This is a genomic window from Blastomonas sp. CCH1-A6 (genome assembly GCF_001556365.1).
In the GTDB taxonomy this organism is placed as follows: Bacteria; Pseudomonadota; Alphaproteobacteria; order Sphingomonadales; family Sphingomonadaceae; genus Blastomonas; species Blastomonas ursincola.
Genome location: NZ_LSIS01000142.1, coordinates 1 through 10,839, shown reverse-complemented (window position 1 = coordinate 10,839; position 10,839 = coordinate 1). Strand labels below are relative to the sequence as shown.

Below are 10,839 nucleotides of genomic sequence, written 5' to 3'. Positions count from 1 at the left end.
TCGCCCGGCTGCAGCGCCATCGGGTCGAGGGCGTCCTTCTGCCCGCGCCGCTTTGCGACGACTCGACGCTGGTCGACGGACTTGCAGCCGGTCATCTGGCCGTGGCTCGAATTGCCGCTACTCAGGCCATGGCTGGTGCGCTGAGTATTGGCATGGATGACGAAGCAGCCGCAAGGGACATGACAAGCCATCTGCTGGCGCTCGGTCACCGCCGGATCGGGTTCATTGCCGGATCGGACCGCTTTCCGATGAGCGCACGGCGGCGGGCCGGGTTTTGCCGTGCCCTGCAGCAGGCCAACCTCGCAGCCGATCCGGCGATGATCGCGACGGGCGACTATACGTTCCGCTCAGGCATGGAGGCCGCTCAGGCGCTGCTGGCATCCGCAAATCCTCCCAGCGCGATCTTCGCCAGCAATGACGACATGGCGGCAGGCGCAATGGCCACCGCCCATCGCCTCGGGCTCGAAGTGCCGCGCGCATTGTCGATCTGCGGCTTCGATGATACCGCCATGGCCCGCGCCGTCTGGCCTGAACTGACCACCGTCCGCCAGCCGGTCTCGAACATGGCGCGCGAGGCCACGATCCTTCTCGTGCGTTATCTTGCAAGCCCTGCGGAATTCGCTTCCCACGACCTACCAGACCTGCGGCTGGGGCACGAGATCGTGGTGCGGGCATCGACCACCCGCCATGTGACTTGACTTCCCCCTCCCGGGCATCATGGTAGCGCTCACAAAGACAATGTGGGAAGGGGAAGCGGGGCATGGAAACCCATCGACGCGCACGATCATCGGTCCTCCTTATCGTGGCTGTGGCCACGATAGGCGGGTTCATGTTCGGCTATGATTCGGGCGCAATCAACGGCACGCAGGATGGCCTTCGCGCCGCTTTTGGTCTGAGCGATACGGAACTTGGCCTGACCGTCAGCGCCTTGCTTCCCGGCTGCGCACTGGGTGCTTTTTTGGCAGGCAGATTTGCCGATCTGTGGGGGCGGCGGCGGGTCATGATGATCGCCGCGATCCTCTTTGTCCTTACGGCCTTGCTGTCGGGAATGGCATGGTCCGCTCCGGTGCTTGCACTCGCGCGATTCCTTGCCGGGGGAGCGGTTGGCGCGGCCAGCGTCCTGTCGCCAGCCTATATCAGCGAAGTCACGCCTGCGCCGGTGCGCGGGCGATTGGCCAGCATCCAGCAAGTCATGATCATCTCCGGCCTGACCGGAGCGTTCCTGTGCAACTATGCACTGGCCGCGGCGGCCGGTTCGTCGCTCGATCTCATTGGCGGCCATGCTGCGTGGCGCTGGATGTTCTGGGTGCAGGCCGCACCAGGCCTGCTGTTCCTCGTCAGCCTGGCCTTCATCCCGGAAAGTCCCCGCTATCTGGTGGCGCGACGCCGGTTGGATGAAGCCGAGAGCGTGCTGGCAAGGCTGTTCGGCGCATCCGAAGCAAGGGCCAAGGTAGCAGAGATCGCAGGCTCACTGGACATGGATCATGCCCCCAGCCTGGCCGACCTGAAACAGCCTGGTGGCGGCTGGCGGCCTATCGTCTGGGTCGGCATTGGTCTGGCCGTGTTCCAGCAGCTGGTCGGGATCAACGTGGTCTTCTATTACGGTGCTGTGCTGTGGCAGGCGGTCGGTTTCAGCGAAGCCGATGCGCTGAAGATCAATATCCTTACGGGCGCTGTGTCGATCTTGGCCTGCCTTGTCTCCATCGGACTCGTTGATAGGATTGGAAGGCGGCCGTTACTGCTCGTTGGATCGGGGGGAATGGCAGCCACGCTCGGTATTCTTGCCTGGTGCTTTGCCCAGGCGCACATGGAAGGCGGCAATGTCGTGCTGCCGGCGGGCGTGGGGCTGACCGCACTGGTTTCAGCCAATGTCTGTGTTGCCTTTTTCAACCTCAGCTGGGGGCCGGTCATGTGGGTGATGCTGGGGGAAATGTTTCCCAATCAGATCCGCGGTTCGGCGCTGGCGGTCGCAGGTGCGGCCCAATGGCTTGCCAATTTCGCGGTAAGCTCCAGCTTTCCATGGCTGGCGCATAGCGTTGGCTTGCCAGCTACCTATGGTGCCTATGCCGCGTGCGCGCTGGTGTCGCTGGTCTTCGTTGCTGCAACGGTTCGCGAAACCAAGGGTCTCGAGCTGGAGCAGATGCCAGGATAGGGGGCAGCGGACGCTGCCCCATGGCACCTATCCACGTGCGTCTTCGAGGATCAGCTCGGACGCGCGCTGGGCCAGTGCGATCGCCGGGCCATTGGTGTTGCCAGAGACCGGGGTCGGCATGATCGAGCAATCGACCACGCGCAGACCTTGCAGGCCGTGTACGCGGCAGCGCGCATCGACGACCGAATTGGCCGCGTCGGTGCCCATCGAGCAGGTGCCGGTGCCGTGCAGGCCGCATTCGGTCATCTTGCGCACCTCGGGGATCAGCGCGTCCTCGTCCTGGATCGCGGCGCCGGGCATGCGCTCATCGCCGATATAGGGCGCGAGTGCAGGCATGCTGGCAAGCCTGCGGAACAAGTGGAACAGCTCGAGCGCCTTGTGCTGGTCATAGGGATCGGACCACATGTTCGGGTCGACCACCGGCGCGTCTCGATGGCTGGGCGAGGTGAGCGTGACCGTGCCGCGGCTCTTCGGACGCAGGTGGTAGCCCGAGAAGGTGAGGCCGGGCCGGTCGGTGAGCGGGCTGCCCGGGCGCTCGGCCATCTCGTTGATCGTGCGCATCGCAAAGGGTGCGGCGGCGACCTGGAACTCGGGCCAGTCGTCGAGCCCTTCGGTCGAGATCAGCCCGGTGATCGGCATGCCGACGCGCGCCAGCGGGCCGGTGCGGGTGAGGAAATAGCGGATCGCGTTGCGATAAAGCCGCCAACCGAGGAACTCGCGGTTGTTGCCGGGATTGTTGTGCAGGTCGAACGACACGCCCATTTTCTGGTGGTCGGCGAAATTCTGGCCCACCGCCGCCAGTTCGTGCGCGACCGCAATGCCCAGTCGCTGCAATTCCGCGCCCGGACCGATTCCTGACAGCTGGAGCAGTTGCGGCGAGCCATAGACGCCAGCGCTGACGATGACCTCTCCCGCCAAGTGCGCCTCTTCCACACCCTCGCGCTCGGTCACGACGCCGGTGACGCGGCCCTCGGCGAGGGTCAACCGGGTGACCGCAACAGGGTGGATCACCGTGAGGTTGGGGCGGTGGCGGATCGGTTCGACAAACGCCTCATAGGTCGACTGGCGCTGGCCGGCGCGATCGACGGTATATTGCGATCGGCCCGCACCGGTGATGCAGGGCGTGGTGATGTCATCCACCCAGGGCATGCCGCCTTGCGCAAAGGCACCGGCCAGCGCGTCGAATACCGGACCCTTGTAGTCCGAAGGGGTGATCTGCTGCTCGCCGTCATGGCCGCGGCCCGGATGCGCGCCGGGAGCGCGATAATTCTCGACCGTGCGGATGCAGCGCGAGATTTCGTCCCAGCCCCAGCCGGTCAGGCCCATCGCCGCCCAGCCGTCATAATCGCCGGGCATGCCGGGCAGATACCAGGTGCCGTTGATCGCCGAGGAGCCACCCAGGCCCCGGCCATAGGCGTGCATTTCCTGCCGCCGCCCCGGCTGCTGCGCGACCGGATAGGCGCGGAAATAGGCGGGATTGCCCATGATCTTGACGAAGCCGCCCGCCATCAGGATGAACGGATGGTCGTTGCGCCCGCCATCCTCGATCAGGAGCACCTGATGACGCGGATCGGCGCTGAGCCGGTTGGCGAGCACGCAGCCCGACGAGCCGGCGCCCACGATGATATAGTCGAACCGGGCCAAGCCCCTCTCCCCTGGCAGCGCTGCTGAAAACGAGCGCAAAATCTAGAACTGTTGTTCTGATTTTTTCAACACCAGCCTTGACCCGCTGTCAAGCGACAATTAGAAACATCATTCTAATTAAGCGAGGAGAGAGTGATGCTTCCGGTTGAACGTATCATCGGAGAAGAGGGGCTGAGTGCGACGCCCGAAGGGCTGCGCCTGGCCATGCGCCTGCCGTGGTACAGGTCACTGCCGTTTTCCATTGTCGAGATCGATTCGGTGCACATCGACGGTGCGCCGGTGGACCTGTCCGATGCCAAGGTCGAGTTCGACGGATCGGTCTGGCCGCTCAAGGACCTGGGCGAGCAGATCAATGCCTTCTGGTTCGTGCGCGACAGCGCCTTTCTCCACATCCCCGGCCAGCACGCAGAGCCCGGCAGCGAGCATGAGGTGGCGCTGAGCCTGTTCATTAGCCCGCCCTACATCCCCGGAATGAAGCGCGCCAACATCCAGACGCAGACGCTGCGCGTCGCCTGAAGGACATCGACATGACCACCACTGCCACCAGCACCGGCCCGCAGACCGGCGTCACGCTCTATTCGTTCACCAATGCCTGGCTCAACCGCAAGTTCGAGCTCGATGGCCTGCTCAAGGAAGTCGCCCGGCGCGGCATGGGGCCGAATATCGAGATCATCGGCTTTCAGAATTTCCGCGAATTCCCCGATGTGTCGGACGAGTTCGCCGAACAGTTCAAGCAGATGATGGCCGAAGCCGGGCTCAACGCCACATCCTGCGCGATCAACTCCGACCGCTTCCTGCGCCCCGGGGCGCAGCCGATCGACGACGCGACCCTGGTCGAATATCACAAGCGCCAGCTGCGCTCGGCCAAGAAGATGGGCTTTAGCCTGGTGCGCTATCAGTTCGCGCTGCCGGTCGAGCTGCTGCCTGAGATCGCGCCTTATGCCGAAGAGCTCGACATCCGCATGGGTGTGGAAGTGCACGCGCCGATGTGGGCAGGTCACCCCGCCGTCCAGGCCTATGGCGAGATGTACGACAAGCTGAATACGCCCTATCTCGGCTGGATTCCCGATTTTGGCGGGACGGCGAGCCGCATTCCCGAATCGATGCTCAATGCCGCTCGCGCAAAGGGCGCGAAGGAAAGCCTACTCGACAAGCTGAAAGAGGTCTGGGTCGAGCCGGGCATGAGCCATGAAAAGGCCGGTCGCCTGCGCGAATGGGCGCTGAAGGAAGGGCATGAGCCCGATCATATCCAGGCCGCCAGCCTCGCCTTCTTCATCCTGTCGAACCACGATCCCAAGAGCTGGGCGGCGCTGGTCGACCGCACCATCCATATCCATGGCAAGTTCTACGGCATGGGCGATGACGGCCGCGAGGAAGCGATCGACTATGAAACCATCCTGCCGCTGTTCCGCGACGGCGGCTTTACCGGCACGCTGGTGAGCGAATGGGAAGGCCATGCCTATCTGCCCGATGACGGCTTCGAGCAGGTCGAAAAGCACCAGGCGATGTGCCGCCGGATATTCGCCAGGCACTGATCGCGAAGGAATCATGAAAAAGGGGGCGCGGGCCATGCGGTCCGCGCCCCTTTTTTTGTGCCATTCGCTCAGAACATCGGGTGCGGATTGGCGGACGTGGTGGGCATGGGTTGCAATATGTCCCAATGCTCGACGATCTTGCCGTCCTTCAGCCGGTAGATGTCGGCCACCGCCGCGCCCGGCGTGGCAGGATCGCCGCGGCCGAACAGATGGATCGCCGCCAGATCGCCATCGACCAGGATGCGCTTCACCTCGAAGCGCGCCTCGGGCCGGGAAAACATCGGCGTCAGCGCCCTGATCGCCGCCTCCCGGCCATCGGCTATCCCCGGATTGTGCTGGATGTAATCCGGCGCGACATGCTTTTCGAACGCCTGGCGCACGTCGCGCTCGGTATAGAAGAGCCGCGCAAAATCCTCGACGATTGCGCGGTTCGCCTCGGTCGGGCTGGCCGGTGGCGCGGTCGTGCAGGCGGATGTCAGCGCGGCGGCGAGCGCCAGCGTCAGGGCCTTTCCGCGCATCATGCCGCTCCTTCCGCCGGGGCCGTGCGCAGGGCATCCACCTTGTCGCGATCAATCCTGAAAGTGCTGACCAGCCACGCCATCGCGCCGCCCGCCAGCGTCACCAGCGCCAGCACGAACCAGGCGAGCGCATCGACCTTGTCCTGCGGCATCGCCTCGACGGACAGGCCGACCGGAAAGTCGATCACGCCCAGGAAAGATCCCGCCAGCAGCGCCACCGCGCCGCTGCCCAGCTGCAGGCCGATGAACATGAAGCTGGCGACCAGCCCCTGGGCCGGGCGGCCGGTATCATAGGTGTGTTCGTCGCCGATTTCATAGGTGATGACGTTGAACGGCACGACATACAGGCCATAGGCGAGGCCGCCCAGAAACCTCAGGGCGGCGATCAGCGCACCGATCGCCGCCGTCCCCGCTGCCGGGGCCAACCCGCCGAGCGGTAGCAGCACCGCGAGCGCCTGCACCGCGAAAAAGCCGCACAGCCCGATGACCATCGCCTGACGGGTCGAGAAGATCCTGAGGAACAGCGGTGCCAGCAGCATGGCCAGCATCGATCCGAAGGTGGCCGCCATCAGCAGGCGCGGGGTCCAGCTGGGGTCGAGCTGCCAGAAATAGGTGGCAAGGTGGAGTGTGAGCTGGTTGATGACCGAGTTCACGAACAGCACCAGGAATGCGACAAGCAGTAGCTTGCCGATATTGGGCGTGATCCGGACCGCGCGCACCAGCCGCATCAGAACCGCGAACGGGCCTGTGCCCGCGTCGCTGTCGGGCGTGGAGCTCTCCTGCGCCTCGATCTGCCGGGCGCGGCGATAGGTGCCCAGCGCGCCGAGCAGCATCAGCGTGCCGCCCAGGATCGCGACGAACAGTCCGAATCCGGGATAGGGCGCAGGGTTGAGCTGCGCCTTGGGAAAGGCGGGGGAGGCGACGAAGAACACCTCGAACGCCACCGCCGGGACGGTGAGGATGACGAGCTGGTTGCCGATATTGCGCAGCACCGCGACCAGCCGCCGCTCCACCGTGTCGGTGGTCAGCTCTCCCCCCAGCGCATAGGCGGGCACCGTCCAGAACGAGATGCCGCAGCGCGCGAGCAGCCCCCAGCCGAGCAGCCAGGCGAGTATCTGCACCTGCGCCATGCCTGCAGGCGGTGCGAACACCATGGCGATGCCAATGCTGAACGGCAGGATCGCGGCGAACATCAGGCTGTGGCGGCGACCCAGCCGCGTTCCGGTTAAGCGGTCGGAAAACGCCCCGATCCAGGGATCGACCAATGTGTCAAAGACGATGATCACCGCGATCGCAATGCCGATCAGCCAGCCCGAAAGTCCCACGACCTGCGCATAGAAGAACAGCACGAACGCGTCCCAGGCGAAGGATTTCACCAGCTCCGGCATGGCGCAGACCATCCAGGCAAGGCGCTGTGGCCAGGTCAGCCGCTGCGCGATTGGGGGGGCGGATGCCATGGCCTCATCTCCTGATTCCGGCGCAGCTCTCCCGCCGCGTCATTATTAGAATCAGAACTCTAATTAAGCCTTGGCGATTGTCAATCCGCGCGCAGATAGGCCAGGCACATGCGTGCCAGCTCGCGCTTCATCAGGTTCCAGTCATAGGCATGGGCGGACTCGCCGGTCGATCCCAGGCTCAGCTGGCGGGCCAGCGTGGCGAAGATCACGTGATACCCCGACTGCGCCTTGACCTCATGGTCCCTGGCATCCTCGCCGCCGAACTCCGCAGCATGCGCCAGCATGGCCTGGGTCGCATCGGTTTCCGCGCGCAGCGCATATTGCTTGCCCGGGGCCGCGACCAGGGGGTCATGTTCGGCGCGCATCATCGTGAGGCGCAGCAACGGGGCGTGCTTGCGCAGCACCTCGGCATAGCCTTCGACATATTCGAAGACAAAGCTGGCCAGATCCGCGCATTCGGCGCTCAGCCGCTGGACCATGGCTGCTTCCTCGGCGGACTGCTCCTCGAGCGCCTCGGCGATGACTCCGCGTACCAGATTGTCCTTGCTCTCGAAGCGCAGATAGATCGAGCCGATCGACACCTGGCCGCGCTCGCTGACTTCCTGCAGGGTGAATTCCTCACTGCCACGCTCGAGCATCAGCTCGCGTGCGGCTTCCAGCATGCGCTTGAGCGATGCCAGCGAGCGGCCCTGTTGCGGCTTGCGGCTGACATCGGCGACCGCAAAGCCGTTCGCAGCCTCCTTCTTCTTCTTCACGCTGCCGGGCATGGCGCGGCTCCTTGCGTGCAGAAAGGGGAGGGCAGGGGCAGGTTTGGCATCAAGTTTTCCGTCATCGCACCTTTACGTGGCAGCCGACATGCGGCGAAGATTAACTTTGTGCAACCGCGAAATGCGAGTCAAGGTTCCGAAGCCAGCATGCCGTTCACGTCAAGCCAGCGGTGAAAACCGTAAATCCAGTCGGTGCTGGTGGTTCCGGCGCGCCCGAGGCCGAAGCCGTGACCGCCATTTTGCAGGAAATGGAACTCCACCGGCGCGCCCGACTTGCGCCACGTGTCGATCAGCGCAAAGCCATCGCGGGCGAACAGCGGATCGTCCGCCGCGATCAGCGCGAACATCGGCGGTGCCTTGGCGGGCATCGGCACGGCCGCCTGCCGTCCATAGATCGGCGCGATAAAGGCAGGGCGTGCATCGGGCGCATCGGCGGACATGACCGACAGCGTCAGAAAGGCTCCGGCCGAAAAACCCATCATGCCGGTGCGCCTGGCGTCAATCCGATATTCGCTTGCATGCATCAGCACATGGCGCAGCGCCGCCTGTCCGTCGGCCAGCGCTTGTGGAGGGGTATCGGCGGGCGGGCGGAAACTGGCCTGGCCCCTGCCGGTTCGCACCGCCACCAGTTCGCGGCGGAAGGTCGCAGGGTCGGCCGGCGTTGGTAGCACGCGATATTTCAGCACGAATGCCGCGATGCCGTGATCGGCGAGCCAGCGGGCAACGCGAAAGCCTTCATCCTCGATCGCCAGACCCAGAAAACCGCCTCCGGGCGCCACGATCACCGCCGCACCGGTCGCGGATTGCGGATCGGGCAGGAAAGGGGTGAGCGTGGCCTGGCTGGTATTGCGCACCTGCAGCGCGCCATCCTGGCGGAACCATTCTTCCTGCGGCTGCCCGGGCCCAGTGCCGAGCACGATTTCACCCGGATAGTCGGCGCGCGCCGCTTCACTGAACTGGAAGGCAGGAACGTTCTGCGCCTGCACGGGCAGGGCGAGCGCCAGCGCCGTTGCGGAGACGAACGCGCGAATCATCATGCCCTGGCCACTTGCGGACGCGCAGCAAGGCTGGTGACAATCGCCAGCACCGCGCCGCCCAGCGCGACACAGCCGGCGATCAGGAAAGCGCCCTGCATCGATCCGGCGCTCGCATCGATCATGTGAACCATCCGTGGCGACTGCGACTGGCCCAGGAAAAAGGCGGCGGTCCAGATGCCCATTCCGGTGCCGCGATGGTGATAGTCGAACTTGGTCTGCGTCCAGTTGATCAGCGAAGGCACCGCCATGCCCGCGGCGGTCTGCTGCACGATCAGCGCAGCGGCCATGATCGCGGGCGTATGCGCAAGGCCCATGCCGGCCAGGCCCAGCCCCATCAGCGACAGGAACGTGCCCAGTTGCACCGCGTGGCTCCGATCCGACAGCGCCTTGAACAGGGCCGCGCCCGCCAGGATGAAGAATTGCGGGATGAAGATGATGGCCGCGTAATTCTGCGGCTCGGTCACGCCCACCTCGCGGAAGATCAGCGCGCCGTTGATGATGAACACGTAATAGAGCATCGAGCAGAATAGCGTCACCGTAGCGACCTGGACCAGGCTGATCAGCGGGAAGGGGGTTTTCGGCCCGTCGGGCGCAGCGGCGATGGTGACGCCCTTGTCCGCGGCCTTTTTGGGTTCGAACAGCCAGACGAACATCGCTGCCCAGATGGGGAAGGCGACGAGATAGACCAGGAACACGCCGTTCCACTGCACGGTCGTGGCGAAGCCGACGATCAGCGCGACGAACCCGGCGAGGAAGGGGCCGAGCAGCCCTTGCAGGAACAGCCAGTTCTTGCGGCCCTTGTCGTCCCAGTAATCGCCGATCAGCGTGTTCACCACGGTCAGGATGCCCGCTTCCGACACTCCGAGCAGCAGCCGCGAATAATAGATATGATCAAGATCATTGAGGAACAGCGGGGCTGAGCCGAACACCCCGTAGAGCGCGGTGCACAAGAGCAGCAGCGAACGACGTCCGTAGCGGTCGACCAGCAGCCCCGCGAACGGCGCGATCAGCGCCATCGCCAGGCCCGGCGCGCCGATCATCGCGGGCACCTTGGCGCGCGCATCGGGATCATTGGCGAAATGCTGGATCATTGCAGGGACCGCAGGCCCCATGGCGACGATCGCGATGATCGGCAGGAAGGCCGCCAGCACCACGATGATGCCCTGCGGCTTGAGGGTGAGGTCCCGGTAGAAATTGGCCAATGCCTGCACTGCTCTCTCCTGCCGCTGCTCCGGCTGATTATTAGAATATGCATTCGAGTTTATGGCGCGTCGCGGCTCCGGTCAAGCCTCAGCTTTGCCCGCCACAGCCTTGCGCACAACCTGCCTTGACGAGCGCGATCGGAGCAAACTAGAATATGTATTCGAAAATAAATGGTAGGAGCGGATCGACGATGCGGCGTTTGCGAATGGGGCTTATCGGCGGCGGGCCGGGATCGTTCATCGGCCCGATTCACCGGATCGCAGCGGAAATGGACCGCGAGATCGAGCTGGTGGCAGGCTGCTTTTCGAGCGATCCAGGCCGCAGCCGCGAGGCGGGCGAGAGCTATCGCATCGATCCAGCGCGTGCCTATCCCTCGCTCGACGCGATGTTCGCTGCCGAAAAGGCGCGCGACGACGGGATCGATTTCGTCAGCATCGTCAGCCCGAATCACCATCACCTGCCCGCTGCGCGTGCGGCGCTGGCGGCCGGCTTCCCGGTCATCAGCGACAAGCCCGCCACATCGACC

Annotated in this window: 11 protein-coding genes; 5 read left to right on the top strand and 6 right to left on the bottom strand. The window is 64.6% G+C overall.

Annotation, left to right across the window (positions count from 1 at the left end; genetic code table 11):
- A partial coding sequence (locus tag AX735_RS05780) for a substrate-binding domain-containing protein (RefSeq protein WP_156447432.1) occupies nt 1–698 on the top strand: 698 nt, incomplete at its 5' end.
- A 62-nt stretch (nt 699–760) separates the two neighbouring features.
- Nucleotides 761–2,152, top strand: coding sequence for a sugar porter family MFS transporter (locus AX735_RS05775; protein WP_066277074.1), 1,392 nt, complete (start codon nt 761–763; stop codon nt 2,150–2,152).
- A 27-nt stretch (nt 2,153–2,179) separates the two neighbouring features.
- On the opposite strand, the gene AX735_RS05770 is transcribed toward AX735_RS05775, so the two are convergent.
- Nucleotides 2,180–3,796: a GMC family oxidoreductase gene (locus AX735_RS05770; protein WP_066277071.1), complete on the bottom strand. Its 1,617-nt coding sequence runs from the start codon at nt 3,794–3,796 to the stop codon at nt 2,180–2,182.
- Nucleotides 3,797–3,931: 135 nt separating this feature from the next.
- Here AX735_RS05770 and AX735_RS05765 point away from each other — a divergent pair, with 135 nt between their 5' ends.
- Together AX735_RS05765 and AX735_RS05760 are read left to right on the top strand one after the other, a co-directional pair.
- Entirely contained in the window at nt 3,932–4,312 is a 381-nt protein-coding gene (locus tag AX735_RS05765; RefSeq protein ID WP_066277069.1) for a C-glycoside deglycosidase beta subunit domain-containing protein, read from the top strand.
- An 11-nt stretch (nt 4,313–4,323) separates the two neighbouring features.
- Entirely contained in the window at nt 4,324–5,331 is a 1,008-nt protein-coding gene (locus AX735_RS05760) for a sugar phosphate isomerase/epimerase family protein (protein ID WP_066277067.1), read from the top strand.
- Nucleotides 5,332–5,399: 68 nt separating this feature from the next.
- Here the strand turns inward: AX735_RS05760 and AX735_RS05755 are convergent, their stop codons facing one another.
- The 5 genes from AX735_RS05755 to AX735_RS05735 form a co-directional block, all read right to left on the bottom strand.
- Nucleotides 5,400–5,849, bottom strand: a complete 450-nt coding sequence (locus AX735_RS05755) for a nuclear transport factor 2 family protein (RefSeq protein ID WP_066277088.1) — start codon at nt 5,847–5,849, stop codon at nt 5,400–5,402.
- Nucleotides 5,849–7,306 carry an MFS transporter gene (locus tag AX735_RS05750; RefSeq protein WP_066277063.1) on the bottom strand — a complete coding sequence of 486 codons (1,458 nt, stop codon included), beginning with the start codon at nt 7,304–7,306 and terminating at the stop codon, nt 5,849–5,851. Before AX735_RS05750 ends, AX735_RS05755 begins: the two co-directional genes overlap by 1 nt.
- 80 nt (nt 7,307–7,386) lie before the next feature.
- A complete protein-coding gene (locus tag AX735_RS05745) occupies nt 7,387–8,073 on the bottom strand; it encodes a TetR/AcrR family transcriptional regulator (RefSeq protein ID WP_066277060.1) in 687 nt (228 codons plus the stop codon).
- 128 nt (nt 8,074–8,201) lie between these two features.
- Entirely contained in the window at nt 8,202–9,110 is a 909-nt protein-coding gene (locus tag AX735_RS05740; protein WP_202189510.1) for an alpha/beta hydrolase, read from the bottom strand.
- On the bottom strand, nt 9,107–10,321 hold the full coding sequence (locus AX735_RS05735) for an MFS transporter (protein WP_066277053.1): 1,215 nt from the start codon (nt 10,319–10,321) through the stop codon (nt 9,107–9,109). Before AX735_RS05735 ends, AX735_RS05740 begins: the two co-directional genes overlap by 4 nt.
- 182 nt (nt 10,322–10,503) lie before the next feature.
- Between AX735_RS05735 and AX735_RS05730 the strand changes: the two genes are divergently transcribed.
- Nucleotides 10,504–10,839: Gfo/Idh/MocA family oxidoreductase (locus AX735_RS05730; protein WP_202189509.1), on the top strand; the 336-nt coding region annotated here is incomplete at its 3' end.

Bases quoted from the DNA above. Each gene is read 5' to 3' on its own strand.
- AX735_RS05775 (WP_066277074.1), top strand. From the start codon at position 761: ATGGAAACCCATCGACGCGCACGATCATCGGTCCTCCTTATCGTGGCT.
- AX735_RS05765 (WP_066277069.1), top strand. From the start codon at position 3,932: ATGCTTCCGGTTGAACGTATCATCGGAGAAGAGGGGCTGAGTGCGACG.
- AX735_RS05760 (WP_066277067.1), top strand. From the start codon at position 4,324: ATGACCACCACTGCCACCAGCACCGGCCCGCAGACCGGCGTCACGCTC.
- AX735_RS05755 (WP_066277088.1), bottom strand. From the start codon at position 5,849: ATGCGCGGAAAGGCCCTGACGCTGGCGCTCGCCGCCGCGCTGACATCC.
- AX735_RS05750 (WP_066277063.1), bottom strand. From the start codon at position 7,306: ATGGCATCCGCCCCCCCAATCGCGCAGCGGCTGACCTGGCCACAGCGC.
- AX735_RS05745 (WP_066277060.1), bottom strand. From the start codon at position 8,073: ATGCCCGGCAGCGTGAAGAAGAAGAAGGAGGCTGCGAACGGCTTTGCG.
- AX735_RS05740 (WP_202189510.1), bottom strand. From the start codon at position 9,110: ATGATGATTCGCGCGTTCGTCTCCGCAACGGCGCTGGCGCTCGCCCTG.